At 34.2% G+C, this 19613-nt stretch carries 21 protein-coding genes; 16 read left to right on the plus strand and 5 right to left on the minus strand.

Annotation, left to right across the window (positions count from 1 at the left end):
- Positions 1-49: 49 nt before the first annotated feature.
- From Q0856_RS07550 to Q0856_RS07605, 12 genes are read left to right on the plus strand one after another with little or no spacing between them, the layout of a single operon-like run.
- A complete protein-coding gene (locus Q0856_RS07550; RefSeq protein ID WP_298503843.1) occupies positions 50-952 on the plus strand; it encodes a hydroxymethylglutaryl-CoA lyase in 903 nt (300 codons plus the stop codon).
- A complete protein-coding gene (locus Q0856_RS07555; protein ID WP_298503845.1) occupies positions 952-2187 on the plus strand; it encodes a 3-isopropylmalate dehydratase large subunit in 1236 nt (411 codons plus the stop codon). The genes Q0856_RS07550 and Q0856_RS07555 overlap by 1 nt, the downstream gene beginning before the upstream one ends.
- Positions 2184-2693, plus strand: coding sequence for a 3-isopropylmalate dehydratase (locus Q0856_RS07560; protein WP_298487459.1), 510 nt, complete (start codon positions 2184-2186; stop codon positions 2691-2693). The genes Q0856_RS07555 and Q0856_RS07560 overlap by 4 nt, the downstream gene beginning before the upstream one ends.
- 3 nt (positions 2694-2696) lie before the next feature.
- On the plus strand, positions 2697-3257 hold the full coding sequence (locus Q0856_RS07565; protein WP_298503847.1) for a carboxymuconolactone decarboxylase family protein: 561 nt from the start codon (positions 2697-2699) through the stop codon (positions 3255-3257).
- Positions 3258-4436 (plus strand): CaiB/BaiF CoA-transferase family protein, encoded by a 1179-nt coding sequence (locus Q0856_RS07570; protein ID WP_298503848.1) that lies wholly within the window; start codon positions 3258-3260, stop codon positions 4434-4436.
- A gap of 4 nt (positions 4437-4440) precedes the next feature.
- A complete protein-coding gene (locus Q0856_RS07575; protein WP_298503850.1) occupies positions 4441-4872 on the plus strand; it encodes a nuclear transport factor 2 family protein in 432 nt (143 codons plus the stop codon).
- Between the two features lie 17 nt (positions 4873-4889).
- Positions 4890-5552 (plus strand): isochorismatase family protein, encoded by a 663-nt coding sequence (locus tag Q0856_RS07580; RefSeq protein ID WP_298503852.1) that lies wholly within the window; start codon positions 4890-4892, stop codon positions 5550-5552.
- A 2-nt stretch (positions 5553-5554) separates the two neighbouring features.
- Positions 5555-6505, plus strand: a complete 951-nt coding sequence (locus tag Q0856_RS07585; RefSeq protein ID WP_298503854.1) for a polysaccharide deacetylase family protein — start codon at positions 5555-5557, stop codon at positions 6503-6505.
- A complete protein-coding gene (locus Q0856_RS07590; protein ID WP_298503855.1) occupies positions 6492-7412 on the plus strand; it encodes a polysaccharide deacetylase family protein in 921 nt (306 codons plus the stop codon). Before Q0856_RS07585 ends, Q0856_RS07590 begins: the two co-directional genes overlap by 14 nt.
- A gap of 13 nt (positions 7413-7425) precedes the next feature.
- Complete coding sequence (locus Q0856_RS07595) at positions 7426-8331, plus strand: bile acid:sodium symporter family protein (protein ID WP_298503856.1); 906 nt, start codon at positions 7426-7428, stop codon at positions 8329-8331.
- Positions 8328-9221, plus strand: a complete 894-nt coding sequence (locus tag Q0856_RS07600; protein WP_298503859.1) for a DUF1838 family protein — start codon at positions 8328-8330, stop codon at positions 9219-9221. Before Q0856_RS07595 ends, Q0856_RS07600 begins: the two co-directional genes overlap by 4 nt.
- Before the next feature lie 16 nt (positions 9222-9237).
- Complete coding sequence (locus Q0856_RS07605) at positions 9238-10011, plus strand: SDR family oxidoreductase (RefSeq protein ID WP_298503860.1); 774 nt, start codon at positions 9238-9240, stop codon at positions 10009-10011.
- Positions 10012-10014: 3 nt separating this feature from the next.
- Here the strand turns inward: Q0856_RS07605 and Q0856_RS07610 are convergent, their stop codons facing one another.
- From Q0856_RS07610 to Q0856_RS07620, 3 genes are read right to left on the minus strand one after another with little or no spacing between them, the layout of a single operon-like run.
- Entirely contained in the window at positions 10015-10779 is a 765-nt protein-coding gene (locus tag Q0856_RS07610; RefSeq protein WP_298503862.1) for an SDR family oxidoreductase, read from the minus strand.
- Positions 10758-11513, minus strand: a complete 756-nt coding sequence (locus Q0856_RS07615; RefSeq protein ID WP_298503863.1) for a hypothetical protein — start codon at positions 11511-11513, stop codon at positions 10758-10760. Before Q0856_RS07615 ends, Q0856_RS07610 begins: the two co-directional genes overlap by 22 nt.
- Positions 11514-11523: 10 nt before the next feature.
- On the minus strand, positions 11524-12555 hold the full coding sequence (locus Q0856_RS07620; protein ID WP_298503864.1) for an alpha/beta hydrolase: 1032 nt from the start codon (positions 12553-12555) through the stop codon (positions 11524-11526).
- Between the two features lie 160 nt (positions 12556-12715).
- Between Q0856_RS07620 and Q0856_RS07625 the strand changes: the two genes are divergently transcribed.
- The 4 genes from Q0856_RS07625 (at position 12716) to Q0856_RS07640 (ending at position 16525) form a co-directional block, all read left to right on the plus strand.
- Complete coding sequence (locus tag Q0856_RS07625) at positions 12716-13717, plus strand: NADP-dependent oxidoreductase (protein ID WP_298503866.1); 1002 nt, start codon at positions 12716-12718, stop codon at positions 13715-13717.
- Between the two features lie 53 nt (positions 13718-13770).
- Entirely contained in the window at positions 13771-14841 is a 1071-nt protein-coding gene (locus tag Q0856_RS07630) for a hypothetical protein (protein WP_298503869.1), read from the plus strand.
- A gap of 117 nt (positions 14842-14958) precedes the next feature.
- Positions 14959-15972 carry a nitrilase-related carbon-nitrogen hydrolase gene (locus tag Q0856_RS07635; RefSeq protein WP_298477652.1) on the plus strand — a complete coding sequence of 338 codons (1014 nt, stop codon included), beginning with the start codon at positions 14959-14961 and terminating at the stop codon, positions 15970-15972.
- Positions 15973-16021: 49 nt separating this feature from the next.
- Positions 16022-16525, plus strand: a complete 504-nt coding sequence (locus Q0856_RS07640) for a MarR family transcriptional regulator (RefSeq protein WP_298477649.1) — start codon at positions 16022-16024, stop codon at positions 16523-16525.
- Positions 16526-16562: 37 nt separating this feature from the next.
- Here the strand turns inward: Q0856_RS07640 and Q0856_RS07645 are convergent, their stop codons facing one another.
- Positions 16563-18104 (minus strand): acyl-CoA carboxylase subunit beta, encoded by a 1542-nt coding sequence (locus Q0856_RS07645; protein WP_298503872.1) that lies wholly within the window; start codon positions 18102-18104, stop codon positions 16563-16565.
- Between the two features lie 30 nt (positions 18105-18134).
- The gene (gene accC / locus Q0856_RS07650; protein ID WP_298503875.1) at positions 18135-19607 is read right to left on the minus strand and encodes an acetyl-CoA carboxylase biotin carboxylase subunit; all 1473 of its coding nucleotides are present in this window, start codon (positions 19605-19607) and stop codon (positions 18135-18137) included.
- Positions 19608-19613: the final 6 nt, after the last annotated feature.

The following is a 19613-nucleotide window of genomic DNA, read 5'->3' on the forward strand; positions in this document are numbered from 1 at the left end:
ATTAATTTACTTAACTTTTTTGTACTTTAGAACTTTCAACTTAAAATATATGAAAGTAATTCTTGAAGAACAAGGACTAAGAGATGGTTTTCAAACCCTCTCCAAAATAATTCCAACTACTAAAAAATTGGAATATATTAACCTGCTTATTGAGGCGGGTATAACTCGTATACAAGTAGCATCTTTTGTTCATCCAAAATTAGTGCCTCAAATGGCAGACGCCGAAGAAGTCTGTAAAAACCTTAAACCCAAACCTGGAATAATTTATAGCGGTTTAGTACTTAACAAAAAAGGCGTTGAAAGAGCAATTGATACTGGATTACAGCACCTAGCATGTTCTATATCGGCAAGTGATACCCACAGTCAAAAAAATGCGAGACTTACTCTTTCTGAAGCAAAAAAGACTTTTCAAGAAATGGTTAAACTTTCTAAGGCTAACAAAATTACGGTACGTGGTGGTATACAATGTGCTTTTGGTTGTAGGTATGAAGGTATAATAGACGAGAATCATGTTCTCGATATGGTAGAACATCATTTAGACTCCGGAATCGACGAAATAGCTTTGGCAGATTCCACTGGCATGGGAAATCCAAAACAATTGGGCGAGTTAATGTCTAAAGTTGTAGAAAAGGCAAAGGACATTCCGGTTATTCTACACCTTCATAATACAGAAAATAAAGGTTATGCCAATTTATATGCTGCGATTGAAGGTGGTGTTCAAATTTTTGACACGGCTTTCGGTGGTCTTGGCGGATGCCCTTTCATAAAAAGTGCCACTGGGAATATTGCCACAGAAGATAGTGCCAATATGATTCATCAAATGGGTTACCAAACTGGAATAAATATTAATAAAGTGGCTGAAATAAGTAAAGAATTAGAATCTACTCTTGGTCATGAACTACCAGGACAATTATACAAATTACTAGATAATAACACTATTAAAATGATCTAATGGGACAGACAATATCTGAAAAAATAATATCGAACCATGTAGGGCATAAAGTTTATGCAGGGGAGCTTGTAATTAGCAATGTAGATGGTGCTATGGCTAGTGACACTACTGGACCTTTAACCATTAAAGCATTTAAAGAAATGGGAGGTAAAAAGGTTTTTAATCCTGATAAATGTGCCTTAATTATTGACCATGCCGCGCCATCACCTAACGAACGTATCGCCAATTTACATAAAATGATGCGCGATTTTGCAAAAGAACAAGGTATGCGTCTTTTTGAAATAGGTGAAGGTATATGCCACCAAGTAATGGTAGAAAACCAATATGTAAAACCCGGAGATATTTTTATTGGTGCAGATTCTCATACCCCAACTTACGGTGCGTTAAATGCGTTTGCTTGTGGGGTTGGCTCTACGGATTTAGCTGCCGTAATGATGACCGGAAAAATATGGTTAAAAGTACCACAAACCATAAAGGTACATTGCTCAGGAAAATTAAAAGATGGTGTTACTGCTAAAGATTTAATTTTGTTTTTAGTTGGTAAAATAACCGTTTCAGGAGCTACTTACCAAGCCATAGAATTTTGCGGAGAAGCTTTTGAAGGATTGAGTCTTGCTAGTAGAATGACCATTGCCAACATGTCGTCAGAAATGGGAGCAAAAACAGGTATTGTACATCCTGCTGGTTTAGAATTAGATTACGATTTTAGTGCCATTACCCCAGACGAAGACGCCAAGTATATTAAAACTTTCGATTTTGACGTATCCGATTTAGAACCCCAAGTTAGTGCGCCAGAATCTCCAGATAATGTACACAACATATCTAACTACGAAGGAACTAAAGTAGACTATGCTTTTATAGGTACTTGCTGCAATGGCAGGCTAGAAGATTTAGATATTGCTGCTAAGATTTTAAAAGGCAAAAAAATACACCCAGATGTGCGATTAATTATTGCTCCTGCTTCTCAAAGTGTTTTACTAGATGCTATGAGTAATGGTACTATGGCTACACTTATAGAATCTGGCGCATCTTTAATAACATCGGGTTGTGGCCCGTGCGTAGGAACACATCAAGGTGTTCCCGCAGATGGCGAAGTTGTTATTTCTGCAGCAAACAGGAATTTTAGAGGAAGAATGGGTAACCCAAATTCTAACATATACTTAGGAGCACCAGCCACTGTAGCTGCATCTGCTTTAGAAGGTAAAATTATTAACCCCAAAAAATATTTAATATGAGCTCCATAAATACAATAATAGAAGCTAAAGCACATGTGTATGGCGACCATATTGATACGGATCGTATTATCCCAGGAAAATACACCAAAACTCTAGATTTATCTACGCTAGCAAATCATGTTTTAGAAGATTTAGACCCAAATTTTAATAAAATAGTACAGAAAGGAGATATACTTATTGCTGGGATAAATTTTGGCTGTGGTTCCTCTAGAGAACAAGCACCTTTAGCATTAAAGCAATCCGGAATATCCGTAGTTATAGCAGAAGATTTTGCTCGTATTTTTTTTAGAAATGCTATTAATATTGGACTCCCCGTTCTTGAAATTGGCAAACATACTATTCAAAAAGGAGCAAAAATTGCAGTAAATCTAAAAGAAGGAACAGTTACAGATATTACTGCCAATAAAATATATACTGCAACAAAATTGCCAGATATAATGATCGCTATCTTAAACGAAGGCGGATTAGTACCATATCTTAATAAAAATGGAAATTATACTTTATAAATTATGAGTAGAATAGATCCCATAGCAAACCCAAAAGAAAGCGAGTTAGGCTCCCTATTTTCTAACGCAGAAAAATGGATGGGTTTTTTACCTAATGACGGACTTATTATGGCACATAAACCAGAGGTTCTAAAATCCTTTTTTTTATTGGCAAAAGCAGTATATGCAGAAGGTAAAGTTAATGCTGGCCTAAAAAGAATGATAGGACACCTTTCTAGCAAAGTAAGTGGTTGCCAATATTGTAGTGCCCACACTGCCTATGGAGCTAACGAGCAAGGTGTAGAAAAAGAAAAATTAGAAAAACTATGGGAATATAAAACCTCCCCTATCTTTTCTGAAGCAGAAAAAGCTGCTCTAAATATTACGGTTAATGGCAGTATGGTTCCTAACCAAACTACCGATGCCGATTTTATTGAGCTAAAAAAACATTATGACAGTGAAGCTATTGTAGAAATAGTAGGTGTAATTTCTATGTTCGGCTTTTTAAATAGATGGAACGCTACATTAGATACACAAATTGAAGATGCTCCAGAAACTTTTTATAAATCTTTAAATTCAAAATAAATGAGTTCTCCTTTAAAAGGTATAAAAGTATTAGAATTTACACATGCAGTTATGGGGCCTTGTGCTGGGCTTATGCTTGCAGATATGGGTGCAGATGTATTGCATGTAGAACCCGTACATGGCGATAGTACCAGAAGGCTACAAGGTTTTGGAACAGGGTATTTTTGGTTTTATAATAGAAATAAAAAAAGTCTTGCCGTAAATATTAAAACAGAAGAAGGTCGTAAAATTATTTATGATCTTGTAAAAGAATATGATGTTGTTGTAGAAAATTTTGGTCCTGGAACTATGGACCGTTTGGGGCTTGGGTATGATAAATTAAAACATCTAAACAAACGCCTCATCTATTGCTCTCTTAAGGGTTTTTTAAGTGGCCCTTATGAGAAGCGTCATGCAATGGATGAGGTTGTTCAGATGATGGGAGGGCTTGCATATATGACCGGTCGTGAAGGAGACCCTTTACGTGCAGGAACATCCGTAATAGATATTACAGGCGGTATGTTTGGTTATATTGGCATTTTACAAGCATTATACGAACGTGAGAAAACAGGAGAAGGCGGCTTTGTAAAATCTGCTTTGTTTGAAACCTGTGCTTTTTTAATGGGGCAACACATGGCATATTCTTCACAAATAGATTATAAAATTCCGCCAATGCCATCAAGAGTAAGTGCTTGGTCTATTTATAAAGTTTTTGACACTAAGGACAATGACAAAACTTTTATTGGCATTATAAGTGAAAAACATTGGGAACGTTTTTGCGAAGTTTTTAACTGGCAAGATTGGTTAGCCGACGAGCGCTTAAAAACGAACAACCTACGCATTGATGAACGAGAATGGTTTATCCCCGCATTAGAAGAAAGAGTTAAACAATTTACCAAACAAGAGATTATTGCAAAGTGCGAAAAAGGACATATTCCTTTTGCTCCAATAAGTAGACCCGAAGACCTTTTTGAAGATGAACAATTAAATAAAGGCAATAGTCTTATGGAGGTTGATATGGGAGGTGGTAAAATTACCAAACTACCAAAATTCCCTATAGAATATAAAGGCACTAGAGTTAAAAAAAGATTAGATCCTCCAAAAATTGGAGAGCATACAACTGAAGTTTTAAAAGGCCTAAATATAGATGATGCAACTATTGAAAAAATGATTGCGGAAGGAATAATTAAAACAGAATAATCTTATGAAATTAGTAGCTACCATATTTTGTACGTTATTTATTTACATGGGTTGTATTTCTCAAGAAATAAGTACTGCTGAAAAAGAACAAATATTACTTCAGATTACGAATTTAAAAACCGCACATCTAAATAGTGATGCAGTCTTGGCAGATAAAATATACCATGATAATCTTATTCTTACTTCTCAAAGTGGAAAAAAATATAGTAAAAAAGAAGCCTTAGCAAATATTAAGAACGCTTTTGAAAGTTATGAGAATTCGGATATTTCCTTTCTAAAAATTGATACTAATGTAATTCTAACAAATTATAGTAACAAACGAAAGTTTAAAGAGTTTGATGAAGGGGAATATAGACTTACTGTAGTATGGAAAAAACAAGAAACTAATTGGGTTATAATTTCAATGCAATCTTCGAAAATCAAAAAAAAGAAATAAAATTTAAAAATAGTACTATGCAGACCACAGATAAAACAGCCAAAGAACTTTATTTTGAAGTAAAAGCTAACCCAGCACGTAAACGTTTTGGGTTTGGTAAAAAAGCTGCTTTAGTCAATATAGATATACAAAAAGCATATACCAGAACCGATCTTTTTAAAACAGCTTATCAAAATGATCCCAAACAGTTGGATTATGTAAATGAATTAGCCGCGAAATTCAGAAAATTAGGATGGCCAGTAGTCTGGACCAATGTTGCTTATATGGATACTGCTGCCGATGCCGGAGTATGGGGAACCCGAACCGACACTCCAGATAGTTTACAAAACATAAAATTTGGTTCCGAACGTTCGGAATTAGATGATCGTTTAATTTTAGATAGGAGCACCGATGTTTTTTATGAAAAGAAAATGCCTTCTCCTTTTTTTGAAACTCCATTACAATCCCTTTTAGTATGGCATCAGGTAGATACTATTATTCTTACTGGCGGCTCTACTTCTGGCTGTATTAGAGCTGCAGGAGTAGATTCTCTTTCTAGAGGATATAGAACTATAATTCCTGAAGAATGCGTTGCAGATAAACATGAGAGTTACCATTATGCAAATCTTACAGATTTATCTTTAAAATATTGCGATGTTAGAGAAGTTAATGAAGTTTTCACTTGGCTAAATAATATATAATTATGAAGGAAGACCCAGGATACTACGATTATTGGCCTTACGAAAACAGACCCAAAATTAAATGGCCTAATGGGGCTAAAGTTGCTTTTTGGGTGGCTCCAAATATTGAATTTTACGAGCTAAATCCTCCAAATAATCCTTTTAGGAAACCATGGCCGCAACCCAATCCTGCTTTACCGGGTTATACCAGTAGAGATTGGGGTAATAGAGTTGGACATATTCGCCAAATGAAACTTTTAGAAAAATATGGTATTCGCGGTTCTATATCCCTTTCTACCGCTTTATGCGACCATCATCCAGAAATAATAGAATTGTGTAAAGAACGTAATTGGGAGTTTTTTAGCCACGGCATATATAATACAAGATATACCTATGGAATGTCTGAAATTCAAGAAAGAGACATGATAAAAGATTCTATAGAAACCATATACAAACATACCGGACAAAAATGTGCGGGATATTTAGCCCCTGCCCTTTCTCATTCCGAAAATACCTTAGATTTATTTGCAGAAGTAGGCACTGAATTGTTTGGAGACGAAGCGGGATTTTATTCCTGTGATTTATTTCACGATGACCAACCAACTCCAATTCATCTAAGAAGCGGAAAACGTTTTGCTTCTATTCCTTATTCTTTAGAAATGAATGATACTATTGCGTACTTAGTTCAAAAAATAACGCCTCGTAGATACGGACAAGAACTTAAGGATAATTTTGACCGCCTTTATGCGGAGGGTGCCGAAAGCGGAACTATTATGTGTATACCCACGCATAATTACCAAGTAACCAATGCACATCGTATAAAAGCATATGAAGAAGCCCTAGAATACATTACAGGGCATCCCGATGTTTGGGTTACTACTGGAAAAGAAATTGCTACTTTCTTTTTAGATAATTATTATGAGACTTCTTTAAAGGACATTCAAGAAAAAAACAATCGTTATGGCATTAGATAAATCGTACCTAGAATATCCAGAGCGTTCCTATGGTATGGATCATGAGCGTTACGAATGGAATATGCTTAGCAACAGAAAACCTATAGTATGGCCTAAGGGTAAAAAAATTGCTCTTTGGGTTAATGTAGGAGTTCAATTTTTTCCGCTAAACCAAAAAGGAATTCCATTTAAAGTTCCTGGTGGTATGACAAAGCCATATCCAGATTTACGGCACTACAGTTTAAGAGATTATGGTAACCGAGTTGGTATTTATCGTTTTTTTAAAGCGTTAGATAAATATAATATAGTACCAACTTTTGCTATGAATACGAGACTTGCAGAACGTTTACCCTATTTAACAGGAACAATAAAAGATAGAGGTAATGAAATTTTGTGTCATGGTTATGACATGGATAAATTACATTACGGCGGACAAAATATAAAAGAAGAAAAAGAATTGGTAAAACGTTCTTTAGATGGACTAAGAAATCTAACAAAACAAGATATTAAAGGTTGGGTTAGTCCCGCAAAAAATGAATCGGAAAACACCCCAGATATATTAGCAGAAAATGGCATTACTTATTTTTGCGATTGGGTAAATGATGAAATGCCATACAATTTTAAAACAAAAAATGGTATCTTAACAGCTATGCCATTGACTACAGAATTAGATGATCATTTTATTATTTTAAACAATCTTCATTCCGCTGAAGATTGGAAACATCAAGTAATAGATGCTTTTCATTTTCTGTTACAAGAAACGGAAACGCAAGGAGGAAGAATTTTAAGTATAAATATTCATCCATGGATACTAGGGCAACCGCATAGAATTAAATATTTAGAGCACGTTTTAGATTTTCTCGGAAGTCATGAAGCGGTATGGTCCACATCGGCTAGCTCCATTTTAAAAGCTTGGAAAAACAACTAAAAATAAAATATAAATGACGGCACAAATCTTATCCTATATTCCTGTCATTTTACAAATTATTTTATTCCTTGTTATGTTAGGAATGGGTTTAACACTTACTATTAAAGATTTTAAAAGAGTAGGCGTAGCTCCAAAAGCAATTTTTGTAGGCCTCTTTAATCAAATAGTACTTGTTCCTATTATTGCATTTACCATTATTGCTATTGTACCCATGCAACCAATGGTTGCTATGGGATTAATGATTGTAGCCTGTTGTCCTGGAGGAGCGGTATCCAACTTATTTTCGCACTTAGCAAAAGGTGATACTGCTTTATCTATAAGCCTAACCGCTATTTCTAGTTTGATAACCATCATCACTATTCCCTTTATAATAAATTTCTCTTTAGATGCAATTTTAGGGACATCCTCCAAAAGTATACAGCTCCCTTTTGGACCTACCGTATTCAATATTTTTAAGTTAACGGCCCTTCCTGTTCTAATTGGAATGTACATTAAACATAAATTTCCTCTTTTTTCAGAAAAAAGTAAATCCGTAATTTCTTGGGGCTCCGGAATAGTTATTATTTTAGCTCTAGTACTAATGATTATGAAACTGGAAGAAATTGGAGACAGTTGGTATTTTATTAAAGCGTCTTTTTTAGGTGTAATCTTACTAAATGTAGCTACGCTTTCCGTTGGATATTTTAGTGCCAAATCTTTAAAAATATCTACCAAACAAGCGGCAACAATAGCCATTGAAAGTGGTATGCAAAATAATGTCTTAGGAATGACAATTGCTCTTTCCGCCGGACTTTTAAACGAACCAAAGATGGCCGCTACAGCAGGTGTTTATGGTGTAGTAATGTGTGTTATTGCTGTTGGGGTAATAGCTATATTTACTCGAATAATTGCTAGGGAGAAAAAGACTGCTTTATCATGAAAAAACCGTTAAGAACATCTGTTCTAATACTGCTCTTTATTTGCTTTATAGCAATAGGATGTATGGAGCAACAAGAGGAGAGTAAAGATAACCTTCCAGCTAAAGAAAATACAGCTCAAATTTTCACTTATGACCTTAACAATCCAAAAGACAAGGTTTTACTCTATGAAAAATTACAAAGTGATGTTACCGAAAAGAAAACCTATGTTTTTACAGAAACTCGTGTTTTTGGAGTAAGACCGGATAAGACAGAATCCCTGAATGAATTTGGTAAAGAGCTATTTCGGTATTCAAGTTGCGAAATAAAAATAAAAAGAGTTCTGGAAGATGGTAATATCGAAGGTAAATCTAAAATAGCTCGCATTTACCAGGACCCAATAACTAATAAGTACATTGAAAAAATTAAGAACCCATACCATTTAGACACCCTATCTCTCCCAATATACATTTCAAAACCAAATGGTGGTATCATGACACCAAATGGGCCTGTTACTGGGTTTAATATGCAAATAGAAAGTACCGCTATAGGAAAACCTTTAAATTTTGTTATTACTGAATTAGAAGAACAATTTTGTTTAACAAGACACTCTTTTACAAAGTGGTATTCTAAAAAAAATAACAGCTGGAGAACTCGGATGGGAATGGACACATATTATTTTGATAAAAAATATATGATGGATCGTTCATTTAGTTATATTCCATCAATACATACTAAAATGAGCCAAGATAATTGGATTCCTCAACTTAATCTAGCAAATGCACGTGGACATATGACCTATACTTCAATTGTGCGGCGCTATTTTTCTAAAGATAAAATGCCAAAAGATTTTGTTAGTATTATTGAGACACAGGAGCCTATTTTCTTTGATGCTATCATATCTTGGAATTAAATTAAAATAAATTATTATGAACCTACATCTTAACAATAGACTGTTTTTAGTTGGTGGTGCCACTAGTGGTTTTGGTAAAGCAATTACAGAACAATTAATTTCTGAGAACGCTAAAGTTATTGCAGTTGCCCGTACTATTGAAAAACTAAAAGAACTTCAAAAATTAAGTGATAACATAGAAATTATTGCTGGCGATTTATCGGATGAAAAAGTTTTGGATACTATCGTAAATACTATAGGAAATAGAGTTTTAACAGGAGCAGTTATTAACTCTGGCGGACCACCGGCAATGCCTGTTTTGGATACAAAGTTATCTGATTGGGATGATGCTTACAAAACTGTAGTACGTTGGAAAATTGGGTTAACACAAGCCCTAATACCTAAAATGATAGAGCAACAATATGGTCGTTTACTATATATTGAAAGTGTTTCGGTTAAACAACCTATAGAAAATTTAGTACTTAGCAACGCCATGCGATTAGCTGTAGTGGGTTATGTAAAAACACTTTCTCAAGAAATAGGAGCTTCTGGCGTTACCTTAAATATTCTTGGCCCTGGATTTCATGCCACGCAACGAATGGAAAACCTATTCAAAAAAAACAGCGAACTTAAAGGAATTCCGGAATCAGAAATTAGAGCTTCAGTAGCCAAACAAGCGGCAATGGAAAAAATAGGTAGTCCTAATGATTTTGCTTCTTTAGCACTTTGGTTACTATCACCGCATAGTGGTTATATTTCGGGTCAGACTATATCAGTAGATGGCGGGTTAGTAAAAGGCACTATGGGATAATATTTAGTGCATACCTGCACCCCCATTTACATGTAAGCATTGTCCCGTCATATGTGATGCCCCAGCACTTAATAAAAACAAAACAACAGAACTTATTTCTTCTGGTTTAGCAATAGAACCTAAAGGAACAATTTTTTGGTATTGCTCTTTATTAATCCGTGTAGACCCATCTTCCTTATAAATAAAGTTAGTATCAACAGCTCCTGGTGCTACCGTATTTACTCTTGTATTTGGTGCTAACTCCGCCGCTAAGGTTTTACTAAAACTAATTACCGAAGCTTTTGCTGCACTATAAGGACCATAATTTTTTTGTCCAATAAAAGCTAAACCAGAAGACATATTTACCACCGAAGAATTTGGCGTATTTCTTAAAAGTGATGCAAAAGCTTTACAAGAATTAAAACAACTTTTAAAACTAATATTATAGGTATGGTTCCATTCTTGCATACTCATTTCTTCAATAGATTTAAAATAAGTAATTGCGCCAGATAAATTTACCAAGCCAATAATTTCGTTAGTTTGTTCCTTTACAAAATCTACAAATCGTAGAATAGCATTTTCATCTAAAGGATCTACTTGGGAATAGGAGTAATTTTCCGTTAAAGTGCTTTTAGAGTGTTCTTGAATATCTGCACCAATTACTCTAGCATTAATCTCTAATAATTGCTTTATTAATGCTATACCAATGCCGCTATTACAACCAATAATAACTACAAAATTTTTGTTTGCTTTATATAACTGTTCTATCATTCTTTCTTCTTTCTCCAAGTATTTTGATTAACAAATCCGGGTTCTATAAATGTCCAACCAGAAATAATTTTTCTTAAATTAATTCCAATTCTTTTCGCTTCTGGATTAACCCAAGTATAACTAATAGAACGGCTATTAATGCCAACACTATCTAAAGGCATATCGTATACTGCCAACTTCATAATAGCCAATTTTTTACCATAAACTAATTGCGTTAGTTCTACTGTATAATCTACTCCGTCAACATCTAACTCTGCCATTCCACCTTGATCACTTATTTCTAAATTTCCTTGATGGTATTTTCCATCTGGCTCCGATTCCATAGGAATTTCAATCCATCCAGAAAATTTCCGAGCTCTTATAAACTTGTAAGGGTCTTTATTTTTAAAGTGATTCTCCCCTTTTATAAACAGCGTATCGCCTTTTAAAACAAAATCATCGCTTTCGGTTTGATTTTTAGATAGGTTTATTTTTTCTATAAAATTCTTACCATTTCGTCCTTCTCGGATTTCCATAGATAAACCTCCGTTTTCTATTTTCTTTACTATTAATGATAAATGTTTGTGTTTATCATCTGTTTCTATACCATGTATTTTTTCTGCCGTATTCTCTTGCCAATACTGTTGAAAATTATCCCACTCCCCTATTATTAATGGTTCATGACTAAAAGTAGTTTTGTTCGTTTCATGAAAAGACTTAAAACTAAAAAATACCAAGCAAATAATTCCAAGATAAGTAACTATAGATTTCATATTGTAATTTTTAAATTTCTGTAAACCATTTTACCATAAGATTTTGTATTTCCTGGGCGCTAAAATTTGGGTTTTCCCTTTTAAGTATTTCCCAAGCTTCAAAAAAATGTAAACCATCAGCTGAAATTTTGGGAATCTTTCTGTTGGGTATTTTTCCTTTAATAACAGATTTTATTTCTGGCTCTTGACTAAACTTCTCCGGCTGCTGATAGTTTAGCACACCCTCTTTTTTACTTCTAATTAGCTTAATCATTTCTAAATTTCTTTCTGTATGCCCCTCTGGTATGGAAACAGCCTCAACATGTTCCGGAAAATCAAAAGCAAGCAAATCGTCAATGTGCTTTTTAATTATGCTTCCTTTCCATCTAAAAATGGTAGTGGGTACTTTTAATTGTTGTACATATTCTCCCTTTTCATGTAAAAATGCTGCCTTATACGCTAAATGATATATTCCTCCTGCTTTTAAAAAATCTAGTGCAATCATATGCAAGGCTTCTTTAGGTAATTGTGGACGGTTAAGGGCATATTCACTTTCCGCAAAACACCATGGAAAATACTGAAACATTCTATTAACCATTACCCAAACTTGTCTAAGGTGACTGCCATTTATTACAGGTGTGAGATCTGGAAAATAATGCCGTAATATAGCGGCACGTAAATTATCATTAAAATGAGCTGCATTATCTAAAAAAATATGAGAAACTTCATTTGGATAATCTAATGCATATCTTATTGCAAGTTGCGCCCCGGTTGCCGAACCGTATAAAAGTGGTTGTTCTACTTCAATTTCTTTAAAAAAAATATGCAATACTTCTGTATAGTCACTTAAACTTGTTGGATCAACGTTTAATCTATCCGATTTTCCATAACCAGGAGTATCTACACAAATCACAGTATAGTCAAAAGCTAATTCTTTAGCTAAAGGCAAAAGAAGTTCCCCCGAGTGCGGAGAGGGGTGAAACATAACAAGTGCGGGTCCATCACCCATTATATAATAATGAACCTTTAAATTACCTACTGTAACCCATCTTCTCTTTTCCAAAATAAAAATGTTATATTAAAAATTTTAGTTAATATAGTTAATTATTTACAATGTTAACTATATTTTTTGTATTTTTAAATATTCAGGAGTCATATTTAACATATTTCTTTCCTAAAACAAGAGCGTAAAAACCAACTCTGCTCCAAATAACAACAAGAAAATGAAAAACACCAAGGTAATTTTAGCTAATAGACCAAAAGGCGAAATAGAAGATACTAATTTTGATATAAAGATAGAAGAACTTCGCGAAATTAAAGATGGAGAGGTATTAATTCAAATTTATGATATTTCATTAGACCCAGCTATTCGTGGTTGGATGAATGAAGGTACAACCTATATTAAAGGAATAGAAATTGGAGCTGTAGTACGAACATTTTCTGCTGGAAAAATAATACAATCTAAAAATGAAAATTTCAAAGAAGGAAATTGCGTTTCTGGTTTATTAGGAGCACAAAACTATTGTATATCTAACGGAGAAGAATTAACACTTTTAGACATTTCTAGTAGTAAAATATCTCATCATTTAGGTGTTTTGGGTATGCCAGGAATGACTGCGTATTTTGGTCTTTTAAAAAGTGGCGAGCCCGTATCTGGTGATGTTGTTTATATTTCGGGAGCTGCCGGAATTGTTGGCTCCACAGTAGGTCAAATCGCAAAAATAAAAGGCTGCACTGTTATTGGCTCGGCTGGTAGCGACTCTAAATGTAAATTCTTAGTAGAGGAATGCGGTTTTGATTATGCTATTAATTATAAAACCGAGGATTTAAATCAAAAATTAAAAGAATACGCTCCAAATGGCGTGCATATATATTATGATAATGTCGGTGGTCCAACATTAGATATTGCTCTATTAAACTTGGCAAGAGGAGCGCGTGTAGTAATTTGTGGCGCCATTTCTCAGTATAATGATATGGCAAATATATATGGCCCAAAAAACTATATGAAAATAGTTACTGCTAGAGGAAAAATGAACGGAATTATTGTTTTTGATTATATAGAACAATGGCCAGCAGCTGTAAAAGAAATTGCTAACTGGATAAATGAAGGAAAAATAAAGGTAAAAGAACATAGTATTACCGGTTTAGATAATTTTCCTTCTGCATTGAAAATGCTATACACAGGAGAAAATTTTGGAAAATTAATTCTAAACGTACATTCCTAAAGTCAAGTAATATGACTTTGAAAAAATACATTTTACTATTAACATTTCTTTTTATGATAACTGAAACCTCTTCCCAAAAAATACCTGATACTGGTATTAGTGGCTTATATGAAGTAATGATAGGCGTAGACAATGCGGATTATGCTATAAAATATTTTAAAGATTTTGGCTTTAATGTAACAGATAGTGCCACCATACAAGCTAAAGAAGCTATTAACTTATATGGTGTAGATTCCGAATTAACCTCCTATAGATTACAAAATGGATCTATAGACAGTCATGGACTCTTACGGATATTAGAATGGAAAAAACCTCTTGGAGAAGGAATTGGTTATGCTCCCGTAGAAACTATTGGAACTAGAATAGCAGTAATGCGAACTACTGATATCTTTAGACTCTACGATATTTACCAAACCGCTAGAGAATCTGGCAAAAAGCCTTGGCTACCAACAGAACCTATTGCAGATGATTTGTTTGGATTAAATACTGGCGAAAGAGATTTTTTCAATAGACCAATTATTGTTAGAGAAAATGCAGTCTACGGCGAGTTTTTTAATCACATATTCTTTCAACGTTATGGTTATAAAATTCCTGGGTACGGTACTATCGAAAACAATACTCCATTAAAAACGAGTGAATTTACGCACCATGATTTTGTTATAAATGCCTCTTCCATGGAGCAAATGGCCTACTTATCTACTGCGTTGGGGTTACAGGCTGAAGAAGAACCCACTGTAGATGGCGATTGGCTAAAAGGCCCTAAACGTGTTTTTCAAATGGAACCTGGCTATAGTCATTGGTACCAAGGATTTGTGTCTCCTAATAATATTTGTGGTAAAATGAAATTTTTTATTCCAAGAGGAGATAAAACCAATAAATCTGATAAACAAAAAGTAGGCGAAAAAGGAATTACACTTCATTCTTTTTATACCCCAAAACTAAAAATGGTACATAAATTAGTAACAGAACACAAATTAAACCCAACTGTAATTCAGAATAATGAATTTAATGAAAAGGCTTTTGTTTTTACTGATACTGCGGGGGTTAGTTGGCAAATTATTGAAAAAACAGAGCCAACAAAAAATAAACCAATTCAAGAATTGGAATTTAAACTTACCAATTAAAAAAAATAACCACCTAAATTTACTGGATACGTTTATTTTGAACTGATTTTATAGCTTAAATAGTTAATAATGTTAACTATTTTTAGTAACTTTAATAAAATCCTAATTTCAAATAAATTGATTAAAAGATACAAAGCACTAGCCCTACAAATAGAATGCGCTGCAATAAACTCTTGTACAGACAAGAAGTCTGCACATGCATTAATGCAAAAAACCTTAACCAGCGTTTTAGCGCAAACAAGTGGTTCTAAAAAATTTATTGGACCAGACTTAAAATTGGTTGTCTTACCAGAATATTTTTTAACTAGTTTTCCTTTTGGGGAATCTATAGAAGAATGGCATACTAAAGCATGTATAACAACAGACGATACTCTCTTTACTCAAATGAAAGAGTTCTGCATAAAAGAATCCATTTTCTTATCTGGTAATTTTTATGAGCTAGATGAAAACTTTCCAGACTTATATTTTCAAAGTAGTTTTATCATTGATGATGAAGGCGAACTTATTTTAAAATATAGACGATTAAACTCCATGTTTGCTCCAACACCTCATGATGTCTTGGATGATTATTTAAAAATCTATGGTGAAGATTCTTTATTTCCTGTAGCAGACACCAAACTTGGAAAACTGGCTTGTATCGCATCCGAAGAAATATTATATCCAGAAATTGCTCGCTGTTTAATGATGCGGGGAGCAGAGGTATTTTTACATTCTTCTTCAGAAGCTGGAAGCCCAAATTTAACACATAAAGATATTGCAAAAAGGGCAAGGTCCATAGAAAATATGTGTTATACAATTTCTGCCAATTCTGCTGGAATATCCGGGATAGATTTTCCGTTTGCTAGTACTGACGGACTATCTAAAATTGTACATTTTGAAGGAAATGTACTTTCCGAAGCAGGTACCGGAGACAGTATGGTAGCTAATAGCTATATTGATATTAACGCATTAAGAGATTATCGTTCTAAAATTTCCATGCAAAACTACATTGCAAGGCAACGCTTTGAATTGTACGCACCTTCCTACACATCTTATAGCCATTACCCTCCAAACTCATTCAAAGGAAAAATACCTACTAAAGAATTGTTTATACAAACCCAACTAAAAATAGTTAACAAACTATATAATTAGATCTTTAAATTATATATTTGCCAACTTATTTTTCTAATAGAAAAAACACATGATTAATAAAAGCATTGAAGAATCGATAGTATTAAGCATCTTTGATTTAGCAAATCAGCTTAAAAAAATAGGAGATGACGTATATTTAAAAGTTGGTTTAACGACACAACAATGGTTAATTTTATTACATCTCTCTGGCAATCCCAACTTACCTTTTTTCAAAAGAGAAAAACACGTAAAAGATCTAATGGCTAGTGAGTTGGCAGAATCTTTAAATGTTTCAAGAGCCAATATAACCAATCTTATAAATGTCTTATTAGAAAAAAAGCTCATAAAACAATTTGAAGATGGTCAGGATAGAAGAAAAAAACGTTTAAGGCTTACGAAAAAAGGAATAGCTTTAATAGATAAAACGCAACCATCTCGTCTTGGGGTTATTCATTTTTTAACAGAAGGATTTTCTACAGAACAAAAACAAACTTTCCTTACGTTTTTAGAAGAATGCATGAGTAAGTTAATTAATGAAGATGATAAAATAAAATCGTTCCATAAGTTAATTTAAACAATCTTTTTTACAAAAGCATGGAAACATTACCCCATTATAAGGGTATGTTTCCGTGCTTTTTCTTAGGAAGTTTTATATTCTTATTCTCGAACATAGAGAACGCTTTTATCAGCTTTTTTCTAGTATCTTTCGGAACTATTACTTCGTCTATAAAGCCTCTTTCTGCTGCACTGTAGGGGTTTGCAAATTTGTCAGCGTATTCTTTTTCCTTTTCTATTAACTTAGCTTCAGAGTCCTTCGCAGAAGCTATTTCTTTTCTAAAAATAATTTCACTAGCACCTTTAGCCCCCATTACTGCAATTTCTGCGCCTGGCCAAGCGTAATTCATATCTGCACCAATATGCTTAGAATTCATAACATCGTAAGCACCACCATAAGCTTTTCTTGTAATAACCGTAATCTTTGGTACCGTAGCCTCACTTAAAGCAAACAATAGCTTTGCTCCATTAGTAATAATTCCATTCCATTCTTGATCAGTCCCTGGAAGAAATCCCGGTACATCTACTAATACTAATAACGGAATATTAAAGCAATCGCAAAAACGTGTAAACCTAGCCGCTTTCTTAGAAGCTTCTACATCTAAAACCCCTGCTAAACTTATGGGTTGATTAGCAACTATACCTATACTTCTACCGGCTAATCTTGCAAAACCAACTACAATATTTTCTGCGTAATCTTTATGAATTTCAAAAAAGGATTCCTGATCTATAACCCCATTTATTACATGACGCATATCATAAGGTTGGTTTGGGTTTTCTGGAACAATATCTTCTAATTCTTCCCTTATTTCTTCTCCTAATTCATATGGTATTTGTTCAGGAGTATCCTCACAATTTTGCGGCATATAACTCACCAATTCCTTTATTTGGTTAATACAAGCTATATCATTCGCAGCAGTTACATGCGTTACTCCGGACTTTGTTGCATGTGTATTTGCACCTCCCAATTCCTCCGAAGTTACTTCTTCATTAGTTACGGTTTTTACAACATTAGGCCCAGTTACGAACATATAACTAGAGTTCTCTACCATTAAAGTAAAATCGGTCATTGCAGGAGAGTATACCGCTCCTCCGGCGCATGGCCCCATTATAGCCGAAATTTGCGGGATTACTCCAGAAGCCATAACATTTTTATGAAAAATATCTGCATAGCCTCCCAAAGATCGTACTCCTTCTTGTATCCGAGCTCCACCACTATCATTAAGACCTATTAATGGCACCCCAACACGCATTGCCAAATCCATTACTTTGCATATTTTTTCTGCGTGAGTTTCGGATAAAGCGCCTCCAAAAACCGTGAAATCTTGGGCAAAAACATACACTTTACGTTCATTAATAGTTCCATACCCTGTTACAACACCATCGCCATAGAAAATTTGTTTATCCATTCCAAAATCTTTAGTTCTATGAGTTACTAAAGCCCCTAACTCTTCAAAAGAGCCTTCATCTAATAAAAAATGAATGCGTTCCCTCGCTGTTAATTTTCCTTTAGCGTGTTGCTTTTTAATACGTTCTTTACCGCCTCCTAATTTAGCAGCTTCTAGTTTATCTGTAAGGATTTTTTGTTTGTCTTTCATTATATACATTTTGATAAAGGCAATATTAAACTAGTTTCTATTTTTTTTCCAATTAGAAGATGCGTTCCTAGGAACTTTTACTCCTTTGAGGTTATCTAAATATAATTTTAAACCAACCTCAGCTGCTATTTCTTTTTCCATAGCAAACTCTTTTATTAAGTGTTCTGGGTTATAATAATCCTTTACAAAATGCGTGTCGAAATTTCCAGTTTGAAAAGCTTCATGCTCACAAACAAATTTGCCAAAGGGTAAAGTGGTAGAAACTCCTTCTATTTTATAATTGTCAATAGCTTTAATCATTAACTGTATAGCTTCTGTTCTATTTTTACCATAGGTAATTAACTTCGAAAGCATTGGATCATAATAAATTGGAATAGGCATTCCTTGCTCAAAACCATCATCTACTCTTACACCAGAGCCTTCTGGCTTTATATAGGTAGACAACGTTCCAATACTAGGTAAAAAATTATCTAACGGATCTTCTGCATAAACTCTAACTTCTAACGCATGTCCTTTTATTGATAATTGATCTTGCGTAAATTCTAACAATTCTCCTCTTGCTATTTTTATTTGTTGTTCTACTAAATCTAAATCAGTAATAAGCTCCGTTACAGGGTGTTCTACTTGTAAGCGCGTATTCATCTCTAAGAAATAAAAATTCTTATCTGCGTCTAACAAAAACTCTACTGTTCCTGCACCTACATAATCGCATGCTTTAGCTACTTTTATTGCTGCTTCTCCCATTGCTTTTCTTATCTCTGGAGTTAAAACAGATGAAGGTGCCTCTTCTACAACTTTTTGATGTCTTCTCTGTACACTACATTCTCTTTCGAACAAATGCACAACATTACCAAAAGTGTCTGCTAATACTTGTATTTCTATATGCCTTGGTGATGTAACATACTTTTCTATAAATACCGAACCATCTCCAAAGGCAGCAACAGCTTCACTTATTGCTCTTTCCATTTGTTCCGGAAGGTCTTGGATAGATTCTACAACACGCATACCTTTTCCACCACCACCAGCGGATGCTTTTATTAATATCGGAAAGCCTATTTTTTTAGCTATTTTTTTAGCCAATTCAATATCTGTAATAGCTTCTTCTATTCCTGGAACCATAGGTATACTATAGTCTTTAACAGCTTCTTTAGCTGCTAATTTATTTCCCATAACTTCAATGGCATGCGGCTTTGGTCCTATAAAAGTTATCCCATTATCCGTGACCATTTTAGCAAATTCTGCATTTTCACTCAAAAAACCATAACCCGGGTGAATCCCTTGTGCTCCGGTTTCTTTTGCGGCCTCAATAATCTTATCCATTACCAGATAAGATTCTGAAGAAGGTGCCTTCCCTAAAAGAACGGCTTCATCTGCAAATTTTACATGAGGGGCATTACGATCCACATCTGAATATACTGCCACTGTTTTTATTCCCATTTTCTGGGCTGTTTTCATTATTCGTAGAGCTATCTCTCCTCTATTGGCTATTAGTATCTTTTTCATGCTTTT

The sequence above is a fragment of the uncultured Maribacter sp. genome, assembly GCF_947496775.1.
GTDB lineage: Bacteria > Bacteroidota > Bacteroidia > Flavobacteriales > Flavobacteriaceae > Maribacter_B.